The 15,152-nt window shown below is 63.4% G+C and carries 15 protein-coding genes and 1 pseudogene; 3 read left to right on the top strand and 13 right to left on the bottom strand.

The window, feature by feature from the left end:
• The 7 genes from VKR55_RS27520 to VKR55_RS27490 all read right to left on the bottom strand — a co-directional run.
• Window positions 1-813, bottom strand: an 813-nt coding sequence (locus VKR55_RS27520) for a 5-methyltetrahydropteroyltriglutamate--homocysteine S-methyltransferase (RefSeq protein ID WP_324408383.1), incomplete at its 3' end; no start/stop codon positions are given.
• A gap of 174 nt (window positions 814-987) precedes the next feature.
• Window positions 988-1,698, bottom strand: coding sequence for an ABC transporter ATP-binding protein (locus tag VKR55_RS27515; protein ID WP_324408381.1), 711 nt, complete (start codon window positions 1,696-1,698; stop codon window positions 988-990).
• Complete coding sequence (locus VKR55_RS27510; RefSeq protein ID WP_324408379.1) at window positions 1,691-2,443, bottom strand: ABC transporter ATP-binding protein; 753 nt, start codon at window positions 2,441-2,443, stop codon at window positions 1,691-1,693. Before VKR55_RS27510 ends, VKR55_RS27515 begins: the two co-directional genes overlap by 8 nt.
• Window positions 2,440-3,471, bottom strand: a complete 1,032-nt coding sequence (locus tag VKR55_RS27505) for a branched-chain amino acid ABC transporter permease (protein WP_324408377.1) — start codon at window positions 3,469-3,471, stop codon at window positions 2,440-2,442. The genes VKR55_RS27510 and VKR55_RS27505 overlap by 4 nt, the downstream gene beginning before the upstream one ends.
• A gap of 6 nt (window positions 3,472-3,477) precedes the next feature.
• Window positions 3,478-4,347, bottom strand: coding sequence for a branched-chain amino acid ABC transporter permease (locus VKR55_RS27500; protein ID WP_324408376.1), 870 nt, complete (start codon window positions 4,345-4,347; stop codon window positions 3,478-3,480).
• 164 nt (window positions 4,348-4,511) lie between these two features.
• Window positions 4,512-5,693, bottom strand: a complete 1,182-nt coding sequence (locus VKR55_RS27495) for an ABC transporter substrate-binding protein (RefSeq protein WP_324408374.1) — start codon at window positions 5,691-5,693, stop codon at window positions 4,512-4,514.
• A 409-nt stretch (window positions 5,694-6,102) separates the two neighbouring features.
• Window positions 6,103-7,008 (bottom strand): helix-turn-helix domain-containing protein, encoded by a 906-nt coding sequence (locus tag VKR55_RS27490; protein WP_324408372.1) that lies wholly within the window; start codon window positions 7,006-7,008, stop codon window positions 6,103-6,105.
• A gap of 51 nt (window positions 7,009-7,059) precedes the next feature.
• Here VKR55_RS27490 and pobA point away from each other — a divergent pair, with 51 nt between their 5' ends.
• Complete coding sequence (gene pobA / locus VKR55_RS27485) at window positions 7,060-8,232, top strand: 4-hydroxybenzoate 3-monooxygenase (protein WP_324408371.1); 1,173 nt, start codon at window positions 7,060-7,062, stop codon at window positions 8,230-8,232.
• Between the two features lie 139 nt (window positions 8,233-8,371).
• A pseudogene (locus VKR55_RS27480) lies at window positions 8,372-8,623 on the top strand (hypothetical protein); the annotation flags it as partial.
• 113 nt (window positions 8,624-8,736) lie between these two features.
• On the opposite strand, the gene purU reads toward VKR55_RS27480, so the two are convergent.
• Window positions 8,737-9,612 (bottom strand): formyltetrahydrofolate deformylase, encoded by an 876-nt coding sequence (gene purU / locus VKR55_RS27475; RefSeq protein WP_324408369.1) that lies wholly within the window; start codon window positions 9,610-9,612, stop codon window positions 8,737-8,739.
• A gap of 132 nt (window positions 9,613-9,744) precedes the next feature.
• Between purU and VKR55_RS27470 the strand changes: the two genes are divergently transcribed.
• Window positions 9,745-10,584, top strand: a complete 840-nt coding sequence (locus VKR55_RS27470; RefSeq protein WP_324408367.1) for a uroporphyrinogen-III synthase — start codon at window positions 9,745-9,747, stop codon at window positions 10,582-10,584.
• Between the two features lie 116 nt (window positions 10,585-10,700).
• On the opposite strand, the gene fcl is transcribed toward VKR55_RS27470, so the two are convergent.
• The 5 genes from fcl to VKR55_RS27445 form a co-directional block, all read right to left on the bottom strand.
• Complete coding sequence (fcl, locus tag VKR55_RS27465; RefSeq protein WP_324408365.1) at window positions 10,701-11,657, bottom strand: GDP-L-fucose synthase; 957 nt, start codon at window positions 11,655-11,657, stop codon at window positions 10,701-10,703.
• Window positions 11,638-12,723: a GDP-mannose 4,6-dehydratase gene (gmd, locus tag VKR55_RS27460; protein ID WP_324408363.1), complete on the bottom strand. Its 1,086-nt coding sequence runs from the start codon at window positions 12,721-12,723 to the stop codon at window positions 11,638-11,640. Before gmd ends, fcl begins: the two co-directional genes overlap by 20 nt.
• Before the next feature lie 198 nt (window positions 12,724-12,921).
• Entirely contained in the window at window positions 12,922-14,019 is a 1,098-nt protein-coding gene (locus tag VKR55_RS27455; protein WP_324408361.1) for a DegT/DnrJ/EryC1/StrS family aminotransferase, read from the bottom strand.
• 12 nt (window positions 14,020-14,031) lie between these two features.
• Window positions 14,032-14,499 carry an acyltransferase gene (locus tag VKR55_RS27450; protein WP_324408359.1) on the bottom strand — a complete coding sequence of 156 codons (468 nt, stop codon included), beginning with the start codon at window positions 14,497-14,499 and terminating at the stop codon, window positions 14,032-14,034.
• Window positions 14,496-15,152: Gfo/Idh/MocA family oxidoreductase (locus VKR55_RS27445; protein WP_324408358.1), on the bottom strand; the 657-nt coding region annotated here is incomplete at its 5' end. The genes VKR55_RS27450 and VKR55_RS27445, both read right to left, overlap by 4 nt.

Here is a 15,152-nt window from a genome sequence, read left to right as displayed (position 1 = left end):
GTAGTTGGTGCCGGCGAGCAGGGTTTCGGCGACCGGCTCGTAGCCGCCCGACGCGATCCAGGTGGAGCGGAAATTGCCGCGGCAGACATGCGTCGTGATCACCATGTCGGCGGGCTTCTCGGCGATCGCATAGTTGATGATGCGCGCATAGATCTGCTGCAACCCTTCCGGATTGTCGCCGCGCTCGCGCGCCTTCTTCAATTCCTCCTGCGAGCAGAGATAGGCCCACACGGTGTCGTCGAATTGCAGATAGCGGCAGCCTGCGTCATAGAACGCCTTCACCGCCTTGCGGTAGGTCTTGCCGAGATCCTCATAGAAGGCGTCGAGATCGGGGTAGACGTCCTTCGAGATCAGGTTGCGGCCGCCGCGGAAGTGCAGAACGGTCGGCGAAGGGATCGTCATCTTCGCCGTCACGTGCGCCTGGTCGGCGAACTTCTTCAGGAAGCGGAAGTGATCGAGCATCGGATGGTTGTCCGGGAAGTCGATCTTGCCGATTACGCGCACCGCGTCATGGCGCGTCTGCACGCCGGTGAACTGGATGCCGATATCGGGATGAAACAGCTCACAGCCGGTGAGCTTGGCGAGAAAATCGAAATGCCACCAGGAGCGGCGGAACTCGCCGTCGGTCGCGAGCTTCAGCCCGGTCGAGGCCTGCCGGTGCACGACCTTCTCGATCTCCATGTCCTCGACCTTGCGCAGCTCGTCAGCTCCGATCTCACCCTTCTCAAGCCTGGCGCGCGCCTCCTTGATCTTCGGCGGCCGCAACAGGCTGCCAACCTCGTCGGCACGGAATGGCGGTTTGGTTCTCTGCATGGTCAAGACTCCCGTCAAACAGCTCTATCAGACATCGTCATTGCGAGCCAACGGGTCCGCGCGAAACCGCGGCCCGATGACAGGCTCCGCGAAGCAATCCATTACTCCGCTTGCTGAAACATGGATTGCTTCGTCGCTGCGCTCCTCGCAATGACGGCAAAAGTTCTGGCATCATCACGACTTTCCGGTTACGCCAAGGTAGCGTTCGAGCACTGCGGGATCGGCCTTCAGCGCGCGGCTTTCCGCATCGTGGGCGATCGTACCGCGCTCCAATATCACAACGCGGTCGGCAAGCCCCAATATCTTTTGCGCATTCTGCTCGACGATGATGGAGCAGATGCCACTGGCGCGTGTAATCGTGCCCAACGCCTTCAAGAGTTCCTCGACGATGATGGGCGCCAGCCCCTCGGTCGGCTCGTCCAGCAGCAGGACCTTCGGGTTCAGCGTCAGCGCGCGGCCGATCGCGAGCATCTGCTGCTCGCCGCCGGAAAGCTGATTGCCGAAATTGCTGCCCCGCTCCCTCAGCCGCGGGAACATTTCGTAGACCTTTTCGACCGTCCACGGCCCAGGCTGAGCCACCGCCGTCATGTTCTCTTCCACCGTCAGCGAGCGGAAGATATTGCGCTCCTGCGGCACCCAGCCGATGCCGGCCCGCGCCCGTTGGTCAGGCCGCATTGCGGTGAGGTCGACGCCTGCGAGCGCGACCGATCCGCCGAAACGGCGGGTGATGCCGACGACGGAATTGATCAGCGTGGTCTTGCCGGTGCCGTTGCGACCGAGCAGCGCGAGCACCTGGCCCTCCGGCAGCGTCAGCGACATGTTGGGCAGCACCACCGCTTCGCCATAGCCGGCGCGCAAGTCCTCCACCTTGAGCAGATCAGGCATCGGCCACCTCGCCGAGATAGACCGCCTTCACCTGGGGATCGCGCGCGACCTCTTCCGGCGGCCCTTCGACCAAAAGCGCGCCGTTGACCAGCACCGAGATGCGGTCGGCGAAGGAGAATACCAGATCCATGTCGTGCTCGATTAGGAGCACGGTGACGTCGCGCGGAAGGGCTGCGACGGCCGCGAGAATATCGTGGCGCTCGCTTTCGGGCACGCCGGCGGCGGGCTCGTCGAGGAGCAACACGCGCGGTTTTGCCGCGATCGCGACCGCAATTTCCAGCAGGCGCTGCTTGCCGTAAGGCAGGGTCGCGGTCTTTTCGTTCATGACGTCGAGGAGATGGAAGCGTGCGAGATTCTCCGCGACCTCGGCGTTGACGTCGTCGCGCGTGCCCATCCGCCGCCACCAGTCACCGCCACGGCCCATGCGCTCGGAGACCACAAGGCCAACGGTCTCGAGCGGCGTGAGGTCGGCGTAAAGCTGATTGATCTGGAAGGTCCGCGACAGCCCGCGCAGCACGCGCGTATGCACCGGCAGATCGGTGATGTCGTTCCCCTCGAGCAAAATCCGGCCGCCGTTCGGCTTGAGCACGCCGGTCAGGAGATTGATGACGGTGGTCTTGCCCGCGCCGTTCGGGCCGATCAACGCATGGCGCGCGCCCTGCACCACCTTGAGCGAAAGGTCGCGCGTCACCCGCAAGCCGCCAAAGGATTTCTCCAGCCCCCTCGTTTCCAGCGCAACCGTCATGGCGCGTCTCCTTCCGGAACGGCCACGGCCGCCCTGCGGCCGGCGAATTGCGTGATCACGAGATTGGGCAGCCACAGCGCCCAGCGGTGCAAGCGACCACGGCCGACCAGCACGATCACGACCAGCACCGCGCCGATCCAGAACTGCCAATATTGCGGGGTGATGGTGGAGAAAATCTCCTGCAGCATGCGGAACACCACCGCGCCGACGAGCCCGCCATAGAGATAGCCGGTGCCGCCGATGACAAGCACCAGCATCAGATCGGCGGAGCGCTCGAACGCGAACACGTCAAGGGAAGCGAGCGCCGTGGTCTGGGTGAACAGCGCCCCCGCAATGCCGGCATAGAAGGCGGCGACCGTATAGATCGCGATCAGGCGCCGGTTGACGGGGATGCCGATCGCGGCCGCGCGCAGCGGGTTGTTGCGGATCGCGCGCAGCGACAGGCCGAATGGCGAATGCACGATCCGCCGCGCCAGAAGGAACAGCAGGAACGTCACGGCAAGCGAATAGAAGAAGCCCGCCTTGCCGAACATGTCGAAGTGAAACAGCCCGAGGATCGGCTGCATCTCGATGCCCTGCAGCCCGTCGGTGCCGCCGGTGATATCGGAGTAGCGCTCGGCCAGCGCCTCTAGCAAGAGCGCAATCCCGAGCGTCACCATCAGGCGCGTCAGGTCGACGCCGCGGATCACCAGAAAGCTCGTGAGGAAGCCGAGCACCATGGCCGCCAGCCCCGCCACGATCAGCGCCAGCACCGGTTCGGTGATGATGCCGTGCAGCGCGAGCAGCCCCGCGCTATAGGCTCCGACGCCCAAGAACGCGGCATGCCCGAGCGAGACGATGCCGGCATAGCCGAGGATCAGGTCGAGCGAGAGCGCAAACAGCGCGAGCCGCACGATCTCGGTCATGATCAGATAGCGCGAGGGAAAGACGAAGCCGCAAGCGAGCGCCGCGATCCAGAAGATGATCTCGGCCCAGTGCCAGCGCGCGTGCGCTCTGGCATGAAATCCGACGTCAGCTTGCGCGGTCATGGCGCCTCACCGCGCGGCGCTGCGGCCGAACAATCCGTTCGGGCGCCAGATCAGGATCACGATCATGACGGTGTAGATCACGAACGGGCCCATCGTCGGCACGTAATATTTGCCGGCGACGTCGGCGATGCCGAGCAGGAGCGAGGCCAGGAACGGACCCGTGATCGAGGACGACCCGCCGACTGTTACCACGATCAGGAAGTAGATCATGAATTTCAGCGGGAAATACGGATCAAGGCCCAGCACCTCCGCGCTCAGCGCGCCGCCGAGACCGGCAAGGCCGCATCCGAACGCAAAGGTGAAGGCAAAGACCTGCGGCACGTTGATGCCGAGCCCACTGGCCGCGCGCGGATCGTCGACCGCGGCGCGCAGCCGGCTGCCGAAACGAGTGCGCGCGAGAATGAGCTGCAACAAGGCAGTGAGCAGGCCGCAGATCACGATGATCATCAGCCGGTAACGGCCAATGCCGACGCCGAACACGTCGAACTGCCCTTCAAGCGCGGAAGGAAGATTGATAAAAACGCGCTCCGAGCCCATCATGTAGTCGACCGCCGCCACCGACATGAAGACGAGCCCGATCGTGAACAGCACCTGGTCGAGATGGCTTCGTGAGTAAAGGTGACGATAAAGCAGCCGCTCCATCAGCACGCCGATGACCGCCGCGGAGATGAATGCCAGCGGCAGTCCAGCGAAGAACGGCCAGCCCATCTGGTTGACCAGCACCGCACAGACATAGCCGCCCGCCATGGCGAAGGCGCCGTGGGCGAGGTTGACGAAGTTCATCAGTCCGAGCGTGACCGCAAGGCCGCAGGCGAGCACGAACAGCAGCATGCCATAGGCAACGCCGTCGAAGAGGTTGGTGAGGATGGAGGTCATGGAATTTAGCTAGCCGAGCGTCAAACGTCATCACCTCGTCATGGCCGGGCTTGTCCCGGCCATCCACGTCTTTGCCGGCCCCCTCTGCAAGAAAGACGTGGATGCCCGGGACAAGCCCGGGCACGACGAGGTGGGGCCCGCGTCCCGGGATGACGCGCTCCGCGTCACTTCTTGGTCTTGCCCGCGTCCTTGACGTCGGGGAAGGTCTGGAACTCGACGTTGTAGAGCTCGCCGTCCTTCTTCTCGACCTTGCGGATGTAGACGTTCTGGATGATGTCGCGGGTCTCCGGATCGATCGAGATCGGGCCGCGCGGGCTCTCCCATTTCATGCCTTTCATGGCCGCGATCAGCTTGTCGCCGTTGGTGTCGCCATTGGTCTTCTTCAGCGCCTCGTAGATCAGGTGAATGCCGTCATAGCCCCCGACCGCCATGAAGCCTGGACGATTGCTGAAATCCTTCTTGTAGGCTGCGACGAAGTCCTTGTTCATCTGCGAGGGGTGCGCGGCCGAATAGATGTGCGCGGTGACAGTACCGAGCGCGGCGTCGCCCATGCCGTTGAGAAGATCGTCGTCCATGACGTCGCCGGGGCCGATCACCTTGATGCCGGCCTTGTCGAGGCCGCGCTCGGCATATTGCTTCATGAAGCTGCCGCCCTGCCCCGCCGGCACGAACACGAACATGGCGTCGGGCTTGGAATCCTTCATGCGCTGCAGAAACGGCGCGAAATCGGGATTGGCGAGCGGCACCTTGACCTCTTCGACGATCTGGCCGCCGCCGGCCGTGAAGTGCTGCTTGAAGAAGTTCAGCGCATCGTTGCCCGGCGCATAATCGGAGGTGAGCGTTGCGACCTTCTTGATGCCGTTCTTCACCGCCCAGTCGCCAATGATGGTGGAGGACTGCGCCAGCGTGAACGAGGTGCGCACGATGTAGGGCGATTTCTCGGTGATGATCGAGGTGCCCGCCGCCATCACGACTTCGGGAATCTTGGCTTCGGTCGCAAGCGGCGCTGCGGCGAGCGCGGCCGGCGTGATGCCGAACCCCGCGATGAAATTCACCTTGTCGTTGACGATCAGCTCCTGCGCCGCGGTCTTGGTCTTGTCCGGCACGGCGCCGTCGTCCTTCAGGATGATCTCGACCTTCTTGCCGGCGACAGTGTCGCCGTGCTCTTGCATGTAGAGCTTGATCGCGTTGTCGATCTGCTTGCCGGTCGAGGCCTGGCCGCCGGTCATCGGCAGGATCAGCCCGATCTTGACGCTGTCTGCGGCGCGCGCCGGGCTGGCCACGACCACGCCAGCGACGACGGCTGCGCCGGCAGCAAGCGACAGCAAATGATTGCGAACGAACATGAACGCTCCTCCCCTCTTCGGCCTGTGTCCGAGCCGAGTCCCCGGCTCTTGCTCAATCTTAACTTACGCCTGACGTCGCGGCGACATGGCGTCTTTCGCGACCCGGTTGTCAATCGGACGTTGGGCGACCTTCAGCGCGCGCTTCGGTCGCACATCGTCTGGGTATTTTAGTACCTATACCCCGAGATGCAAATCTGGCCCATCGCCCATCAGTCCACGCAGCAACCGCCGGACTTGCTCTCAGATCGTCCGATCTCATTTGTACGCTTGTACAAATAAAATGGTCCTGTCAACAAGAAAACCGTTGCGGGGAATTTCCGCGGCTCTCGCGGCACCAGTGTAGGAAACACGCGATTGGCGTGGATGGATGATTCAGCCATTCTTTTGCACGATTCAAACACGCGCGTACTCACGCTTCACTGCCGTGAATTCGGGCGCGGAAGGCACGCGGCGATAGTCCCGTGGCGCCGGCATAGACGCGGCTGAAATAAGCGGGATCGTCGAAGCCGAGCGTATAGGCAATCGTCGAGACCGGTAGGTTGGTGTAGACGAGATTGCGCCGCGCCTCGCGGATCATGCGATTGAGGATCAGATGCGAGGCGGTGTCGCCGGTCGCGGCACGCGTCACGCGGTTGAGATGGGTGGGCGTGACCGACAGGATTTTCGCATAGTCGGAGACGCTCCAGCGCTTGAGATGATTTTGCTCCAGGAGCGTCTCGAAGCGGCGAAACAGATCAGAATCGGCCGCGCCGTTACCCAAAACCCCATTGGCGAGCTCGCGCGCGACAAGACCGATCAGCGCCGCCGACAGCGCGCGCAGGATGTGGGCCCTGCCGAAATTGCGGCCCGCATGTTCAGCGAAAATCTGCTTCATGGTGGAGCGGATCGCGGGCGTGCCGCGCACCACGGCGCATTGCGACAGCACGCCGCGCAAGCCTTCGGAAGGCAGCAGCGCCTCATCCAGGATTTCGGCGGCGAGCGTCAGCACCCAGCCTTCCGTGCCCGGCGCGAAGGCAAAACCGTGCACGTCGCCGACGGGAACGTTGACGACGTGCACGGGACGCAGCGTATGGGCGCGGCCATCCAGCGTCGCCTGCCCGCCGCCGCTCTCGATCAGGAGCACCTGGTGCAGCCGCGCATGCCGATGCGCGGCCAGCCGCCAGTCGTGCAGCACCGAGCGCGACGGAATGGTCTCGCAATGCACCACGTCCGGCAGGTCGCCGGACTCGCCGAACAGATTATAGACCTGGATGGCCGACTTCGAACGCGGTGAGCGCATGTTCGAATTGTACAAGACAAAGGCCGATCCCTCCATCCGTTTCTCCCATGAGATCGGAGAATGTCCTCCCCAAGGGAGGACGCAAACATGAAAGTTCAGGTCTGCATCGTCGGCGGCGGGCCGTCGGGGCTCCTGCTGTCGCAGCTCCTGCATCTGCGCGGCATCGACACGGTTGTTCTCGAAAAATACAGCCGCGACCACGTGCTGGCGCGCATCCGCGCCGGCGTGCTGGAGCACGGTTTCGCCGAACTGATGCGCGAGGCGCAGTGCGGCGAGCGGATGGACCGCGAGGGCGAGATCCACCGCGGGTTTCATATCGCCCATGATGGCGTGCTCGACCATGTCGACCTCCATAAACATTCCGGCGGCAGCTCGGTGATGGTCTACGGCCAGACCGAGCTGACGCGTGACCTCTACGAGGCGCGCGACCGGCTTGGCGGCAGGGTCGTGCATAACGCTGCGGACGTGACGCTGCATGATCTCAAGAGCGACGCGCCCTATGTGACCTATCGCTCCGGCGACCAGACGCTCCGCGTCGATTGCGAGTTTGTCGTCGGTGCCGACGGCTTTCACGGCGTCAGCCGCAAATCGATTCCCGCCGACGTGCTGCGCGAATATGAGAAGGTCTATCCCTTCGGCTGGCTGGGCGTGTTGTCGCGGACCAAACCGGTGTCGCCGGAATTGATCTACGTGAAGCATGAACGCGGCTTTGCGCTGTGCTCGATGCGCTCTCAGGTGTTGAGCCGCTATTATATCCAGGTGCCGCTGACCGATAAGCCGGAAGACTGGTCGGACGACGCGTTCTGGAGCGAGTTGCGCCGCCGCCTGCCGCTGGATGTGGCCGCGCGGCTGATCATCGGCCCTTCCATCGAGAAAAGCATCGCGCCGCTGCGCAGCTTCGTCGCCGAGCCGATGCGCTATGGGCGCCTGTTCCTCGCCGGCGACGCCGCGCATATCGTGCCGCCCACCGGCGCGCGCGGGCTCAATACCGCCGCCTCCGACGTCTACTATCTCTATCACGCCCTGCTGGCCCACTATCAGAGGGGCGACGATTCCGGGCTCGACGGCTATTCGGAGACGGCGCTGGCGCGGGTCTGGAAGGCGCAGCGCTTCTCCTGGTGGATGACCACCTTGCTGCATCGCTTCCCGGACCGTATTTCCTATGACGACCGGCTGCAGCAGACGGAGATCTCGTACCTGTTTTCGTCCCAGACGGCACTGCGACAATTGGCGGAGAATTATGTGGGACTGCCGTTCTGAGGGTGAAGGTACGTTATTACCCTAAATCGGCCCGAAGCCGAACCCAGATAAGTCTATTTTACCGGGTTTAGGAGTAGCCTTCCGCATCACGCCGGTAGGATGAGCCCGCTACCGATTTGAAAGGCTTGATTCCCTGAGCATGCCCCTCCGCCTCCGCCAGCTTGCGACCCTGCTTGTGTCCGCGCTGCTCGTGAGCACGCTGTCGGGCTGCGGCACGATCAACGAGAAGATGTCGGACGCGATAGGCGACTACGTCCCGCAATGGGCCGGTGGCCTGCCGGCGGACGCGCCGCCGCGGCCGGGCACCGCGAAGTACGACGCGTTCATGGCAGAGCGCGAGCGGCTGCGGCAGATGCCGGCCGCGGACCGTCCCGGAGCGCAGCAGCAACAAGGCCAGCAACAGCCATCGCAGCAACAGCCGCAGCAGTCACAAAAGCAGCAGAAGCAACAGAAGCCGCAACAAGACCAAGCCAGAGCGACCCCGTCCGGCCTCGACCCGGTGCACTAATCCACGAACACCACCGTCTTGCGGCGGTGCGCGATCACACGATCTTCCAGATGATAACGGATCGCGCGCGCGAGCACGCGCCGCTCGATGTCGCGGCCCTTGCGGACGAGGTCGTCGGGCGTGTCGCGATGGCTGATGCGCTCGACGTCCTGGTCGATGATCGGCCCCTCGTCGAGATCGCTCGTGACGTAATGTGCGGTGGCGCCGATCAGCTTCACCCCGCGCTGATGCGCCTGGTGATAGGGTTTTGCGCCCTTGAATCCCGGCAGGAACGAGTGATGGATGTTGATGCAGCGTCCCGACAGCTTCGCCGAAAGATCATCCGAGAGGATCTGCATGTAGCGCGCCAGCACCACGAGATCGCTTTTGGTCTCTCCGACCAAGTCCCAGATCCTGCCTTCCTGCTCGCGCCTGGTCTCTCTCGTGACTGGCAAATGATGAAACGGAATCTCCCCGAAATCGAGGCCGGCATAGGTCTCGCGCGGGTGATTGGAGACGATCGCGGTCGGGATCATTTCGAGCTCGCCGGTGCGCCAGCGATAGAGGATGTCGACGAGGCAGTGATCGAACCTCGATACCAGCAGCATCACGCGCCGCCTGGTGGCGCGGTCGCGCATCTGCCAGGCCATGTTGAAACGTTCCGCGATGGCGGTGAACGCGGTCTGCAGCGCCGGCAGCTCGACCGCAAGGTCCGCCGCGGTGAACACCACGCGCATGAAGAACTTGTTGTCCTCGACGTCGGAGAATTGCTGGGCATCGAGGATGTTCTGCCCGTTATGGGCAAGGAACGTCGACACCGCCGACACGATGCCGGGGCGATCGGGGCAGGACAGCGTCAACACATATTGATGATCGGACTTGTGGTCGGACATTTGGGGCAGCGTGGTCGATCCTGAGCAGAAGCATTTTCGGGCCCTGCTCTATCATCTGACGTCGCCTTGCGCCAACCGTGAGTTCGGAGCAAGGATGAACAAATGACCGGCAAACAGCGTTAACATCGGACCATGGCTGACAGGCTCAATGGCTATCGCATCCTGATCCTGGAATCGCGCGAGGAAGCGCAGTTCTCCCGCCTGCTCGCTGAACAGGGCGCCGATGTCCTGCAATGTCCGATGTTCGCGATCAACGACGCGCCGGATCCCGCGCCGATCGAGGCCTGGATCAGGCGTTCGATCGAGAAGCCCCTCGACGATCTCGTGCTGCTCACCGGTGAAGGCCTGCGCCGGTTGATGACGGTGGTGCGGCGGCTCGATGCGGAAAACGATTTCGTCGCCGCACTGGCCAAGGCGCGCAAATTCGCCCGCGGCCCCAAGCCCGGCCGCGCGCTGCGCGAGATCGGGCTCGAGCCGCAGCAGACCACGGAGAAGCCGACCTCCGAAGGCGTCGCCGAGATGCTGTCGCACCTCGACTTGATCGGTCATCGCGTCGGCCTGCAGCTCTATCCCGACAAGGATCACTCTGCGCTGATCGGCGCGATCAGGGCGCAGGGCGCCGAGGTCGATCCGGTGCTGCCCTATGTCTACGACGCGAAAGCTGCGGATGCCAACATCGTCACCGCGATCGAGGAGATGGCGGCCGGCCGCATCGATGCGATCGCGCTCACCAACCTGGGCCAGGTCCGCCGCCTGATCGACACCGCGCACAAGCACGGCTGGGATGACAAGCTGCGCGAGGGATTTGCGCGCACGCCGATTGCATCGGTGGGGCCTGCGGTGTCGAATGAGCTGAAGGCGCATGGCCTACACGCAGCCATCTCGCCGACCGAGGGGGCGTACTTCATGAAGCCGCTGATTTCGGCGATGGCGGTGGAGTTGGCGAAGGGGCCGCGGAGGGTGGCGAGATAGGTGATTCTGTCCTCGTCATTGCGAGCTAAGCGAAGCAATCCATCTTGCTGCGAGGAAAGTATGGATTGCTTCGTCGCTGTCGCTCCTCGCAATGACGATGCTGACGCAGCGCAATCCTACTCCGCCGCCTGCTTGTGCTCGGCAAGATAAGCCTGATACGCCAGCCGGATGCCGTCTTCGAGCGAGGTCTGCGCGCGCCAGCCGAGCTTTGCGAGCCTCGACACATCGAGCAGCTTGCGCGGTGTGCCGTCGGGCCGCGAGGTGTCGAAGCTGATCGTGCCCTTGTAGCCGACGGTTGCCGCCACCACGCGGGCGAAATCGGCGATGGTGATGTCCTCGCCGGTGCCGATGTTGACCATCTCGATGCCGGAATAGGTCTTCATCAGGTGGACGCAGGCGTCCGCCACGTCGTCGACATAGAGGAATTCGCGCCGCGGCGTGCCGGTGCCCCAGACCACGACGTTGGGCGCCTTCGCGAGCTTCGCTTCATGGAAACGGCGGATCAGTGCGGCGACGACGTGGCTATATTCGGGATGATAGCTGTCGCCGGGACCGTAAAGGTTGGTCGGCATCACGTTGATGAAATTGCTGCCGTACTGGCTGCGATAGGCCTCCACCATCTTGATGCCCGCGATCTTGGCGATCGCATAGGGCTCGTTGGTCGGCTCGAGCGGCCCGGTCAGCATCGCGTCCTCGTGGATCGGCTGCGGCGCCATCTTGGGATAGATGCAGGAGGAGCCGAGGAACATCAGCTTCTCGGTGCGATTGAGATGCGCGGCGTGGATCACATTCGCCGCGATCGCAAGATTGTCGTAGAGAAATTCGGCGCGCAGCGTGTTGTTGGCGACGATGCCGCCGACCTTGGCGGCGGCCAGAAACACCACCTGCGGGCGCCGGCTCGCGAACCAGTCGAACACCGCCGTCTGATCGCGCAGATCGACATCGCCGCGGCCGATCGTGAGCAGCTCGACATCCTCGCGCGCGAGCCGCCGCACCAGCGCGCTGCCGACCATGCCGCGGTGACCCGCGACGAAAACGGTCTTGCCCTTCAGCTCAAACGGAAAGCTTGCCATTGGCGACCTCGCGTTTCGCGGCCTCCAGATCGCCCGCGACCATTTCCTTCACGAGCTGGGCGAAGCTCGTCTTCGGCTTCCAGCCCAGCTTCTCGCGCGCCTTGCTGGAATCGCCGATCAACAGATCGACCTCGGTCGGGCGGAAATAGGTCGGATCGACGCGCACCACGGTCTTGCCGGACTTCTTGTCGATGCCGGTCTCCTGGATGTCCTTGCCGCGCCATTCGATGCTGCGGCCGACCTCCGCGAAGGCGAGCTCGACGAATTCGCGCACCGAACGCGTCTCGCCAGTCGAGAGCACGAAATCCTCGGGCTTGTCCGCCTGCAGGATTGCATGCATGCCTTCGACATAATCCCGCGCATGGCCCCAGTCGCGCTTGGCCCCGAGATTGCCGAGATAGATAGCCTCATCGAGGCCGACCTCGATCCGGGCCACGCCACGGGTGATCTTGCGCGTGACGAAGGTCTCGCCGCGGATCGGGCTCTCGTGATTGAACAGGATGCCGTTGGAGGCGAACATGCCGTAGGCCTCGCGGTAGTTCACCGTGATCCAGTAGCCGTAAAGCTTGGCGACCGCATAAGGCGAGCGCGGATAGAACGGGGTCGTCTCCTTCTGCGGGATTTCCTGCACGAGGCCATACAGCTCGGATGTGGAGGCCTGATAGAACCGCGTCTCCTTTTCCATGCCGAGGATACGGATGGCTTCCAGAAGGCGCAGCACGCCGATGGCGTCGGCATTGGCGGTGTATTCCGGGCTTTCGAAGCTGACCGCGACGTGGCTTTGCGCTGCGAGATTGTAGATTTCGGTCGGCCGGATCTGCTGCACCAGGCGGATCAGATTGGTCGAATCCGTCATGTCGCCGTAATGCATCAGGAACGGCACATTGCCGGCGTGCGGGTCCTCGTAGAGATGATCGACGCGCTGCGTGTTGAACGAGGACGAGCGCCGCTTGATGCCGTGCACTGTGTAGCCAAGACCAAGCAGATATTCGGCGAGATAGGCGCCGTCCTGCCCGGTCACCCCGGTAATCAGCGCCACCCGCCGCTTCGAATCCTGAGCCGACATAATCTCTCCAGTTGCACGCCGGAGGCAGCCCTTAGCACCCGCCTCCTTCCAAGTCTAATGCAAAAAGGCGGTGGAAAATCAGGCTGATAGGACCTCGATGTGAGACGTTTGGTTACCCGCCATCGCTGCAGAGCCGCTCGACGGGGCGCGATGAAAGCAAAGAACTCGTCGCGGCAGGGCAGCCGCTACGGAAAGCCCTTAAAACTTGCGGACGAGATCGATCACCTCGTCCTGCTGCGCGCGCGTGATCTCCGCGAACATCGGCAGCGACACAATCCGGCTCTGGTCGGCGTGGGCGTTCGGGAATTGCTCCGGACGGTGCTTGAAGCGGCCATAGGCTTCGAGGAACGGCAGCGCGGTCGGATAATTGACGACGGTCTGCACGCCATGGGCGGCGAGATGCTTCACGAGCTCGTCGCGGCGCGGATGGCGGATGGTGTACAGGTGATAGACGTGAGTGCGGCCGGGTGCGACCTCGGGCACCACGACGTCCTCGATCTGGTTGAGGCCGGCGTCATAGACCCTGGCGGCCTCTTGGCGCGCTTCGGTCCATGCCGGAAGGTACGGCAGCTTGGCTGAAAGCACCGCCGCCTGCAGGCCGTCGAGCCGGCTGTTGATGCCCTCGATCCGGTGCTGATGTTTCACGAGGCCGCCATGGCGTGCCAGCATCGTCATATGCTCGGCAAGCGCGGCATCATTGGTGACGACGGCGCCGGCGTCGCCCATCGCTCCGAGATTCTTGCCGGGATAGAACGAATAGGTCGCGGCAACACCGAAGGTGCCGATGGACTTGTCCTTGTAGCGGGCGAGATGTGCCTGCGCGCAATCCTCGATCACCCAGAGCTTGTGCTTGTTCGCGATTCTCATGATCGCGTCCATGTCCGCCGGCTGGCCGTAGAGATGCACCGGGATGATGCCGACCGTGCGCGGGGTGATCGCCGCCTCGATTGCCGCCGGATCGATCGTGAAGGTCGCCCCGTCGGTGTCGCAAAACACCGGCGTCGCGCCGGCATGCGTGATCATGGCCGAGGTCGAGATCCAGGAGTGCGCCGTGGTGATCACCTCATCGCCCGGCTTCACCTTCAGCGCCGCCATCGCGAGATAAAGCGCATCGGTGCCGTTGGCGCAGGAGATGCAATATTTGGCGTCGGCGGCAGCCGCAAATTCGCGCTCGAATGCGTCGACATAGGGGCCGCGGATGAAGGCGCTGTCGCGGATCACGTTTGCGATCGCCCCGTCGATCTCGATCCTGATGGTCTCGTACTGGAGCTTAAGATCAGCGAACGGTACCGCCATCGCATCGTCCCTCTATTTCGCGAATTTGAGCAGGCGCGCCGGATTGCCGGCATAGGTGCCCGCCGTCACGATATCCTTGGTTACCACCGAACCCGCGCCGACGACCACATCGTCGACGATCCTGACCGGCATGATCGTGGCGTTGGAGCCGATCGAGACGCGATTGCCGATCACGGTCTCGCGCCATAGCTCCTTCTGTCCCCGCGCCGGCCCTCCGGTCGCAAACGTGTCGTTGATGAACACCACACCATGGCCGATGAAGCAATCCTCGCCGATCGTCACCAACTCGCAGACGAAGGCATGCGACTGCACGCGCGAGCGGGCGCCGATCATCGCACCCTTTTGTATCTCGGTGAAAGGACCGATGAAGCAATCATCGCCGATGGTGCAGCCATAGAGATTGCAGGGCTCGACCACCTTCACGCGCGCGCCGAACGTCACGTCGCGGATGCCGGCCTGGAGGCGCTCCGGCCCGCTCACGATGCGACACCCAGCCGGCTCAGCTTTGGCGCAAAATGCAGCGCCACTTCCTCGCCTGTCTCGATCGATTCGTAGAGCGCAGTGATCAATTCCAGGCTCTTGCGTCCTTCGAGGCCATCGACCAGCGCCGCGCTCTGATTGGTCAGGCAGTCGACCACGTGCTGATAATAGGCCTGATGGCCGAAGCCGTAGACATTGGGCGGATTGACCGAGAACTTCTCGATCACCTCCTTGTCGGCCGCCGTCTCGTCGACAAAACGCCAGTGCCGGATCTGGTTGACGGCAAAGCCTGCGATCTCGACCATGCCCTTCTCGCCGAGGATCGAGAGCGAGCCTTCGAGATCGGTCGGGCGTGCCGCCGTGGTCGCCTCGATGATGCCGAGCGCGCCGTTCCTGAATTTCAGCGTCGCGACCGCGGTGTCTTCGGTCTCGATCTTGGCCAGCGCGGTCGTCGCCCGGGCATGGACGCTGACGACGTCGCCGAAGAACCATTCCAGCATATCGACGTGATGGCTCGCCTGGTTGGACAACACGCCGCCGTCATAAGCCCAGGTTCCGCGCCAGGCATCCTGGTCGTAATAGGCCTGATCGCGGCACCAGCGCACCCGCACCGTGCCGAGGACAAGCTTGCCGAAGCGCCCCGCCTCCAGCGC

It is taken from the genome of Bradyrhizobium sp., assembly GCF_035309285.1.
Classification (GTDB): domain Bacteria; phylum Pseudomonadota; class Alphaproteobacteria; order Rhizobiales; family Xanthobacteraceae; genus Bradyrhizobium.
The sequence above is the reverse complement of the archived record's forward strand: the minus strand, read 5'-3'. Positions and strand labels throughout refer to the sequence as shown.

Coding starts and splice junctions, on each gene's coding strand:
- VKR55_RS27515 (WP_324408381.1), bottom strand. CDS start 1,698: ATGCCTGATCTGCTCAAGGTGGAGGACTTGCGCGCCGGCTATGGCGAA.
- VKR55_RS27510 (WP_324408379.1), bottom strand. CDS start 2,443: ATGACGGTTGCGCTGGAAACGAGGGGGCTGGAGAAATCCTTTGGCGGC.
- VKR55_RS27505 (WP_324408377.1), bottom strand. CDS start 3,471: ATGACCGCGCAAGCTGACGTCGGATTTCATGCCAGAGCGCACGCGCGC.
- VKR55_RS27500 (WP_324408376.1), bottom strand. CDS start 4,347: ATGACCTCCATCCTCACCAACCTCTTCGACGGCGTTGCCTATGGCATG.
- VKR55_RS27495 (WP_324408374.1), bottom strand. CDS start 5,693: ATGTTCGTTCGCAATCATTTGCTGTCGCTTGCTGCCGGCGCAGCCGTC.
- VKR55_RS27490 (WP_324408372.1), bottom strand. CDS start 7,008: ATGGAGGGATCGGCCTTTGTCTTGTACAATTCGAACATGCGCTCACCG.
- pobA (WP_324408371.1), top strand. CDS start 7,060: ATGAAAGTTCAGGTCTGCATCGTCGGCGGCGGGCCGTCGGGGCTCCTG.
- purU (WP_324408369.1), bottom strand. CDS start 9,612: ATGTCCGACCACAAGTCCGATCATCAATATGTGTTGACGCTGTCCTGC.
- VKR55_RS27470 (WP_324408367.1), top strand. CDS start 9,745: ATGGCTGACAGGCTCAATGGCTATCGCATCCTGATCCTGGAATCGCGC.
- fcl (WP_324408365.1), bottom strand. CDS start 11,657: ATGGCAAGCTTTCCGTTTGAGCTGAAGGGCAAGACCGTTTTCGTCGCG.
- gmd (WP_324408363.1), bottom strand. CDS start 12,723: ATGTCGGCTCAGGATTCGAAGCGGCGGGTGGCGCTGATTACCGGGGTG.
- VKR55_RS27455 (WP_324408361.1), bottom strand. CDS start 14,019: ATGGCGGTACCGTTCGCTGATCTTAAGCTCCAGTACGAGACCATCAGG.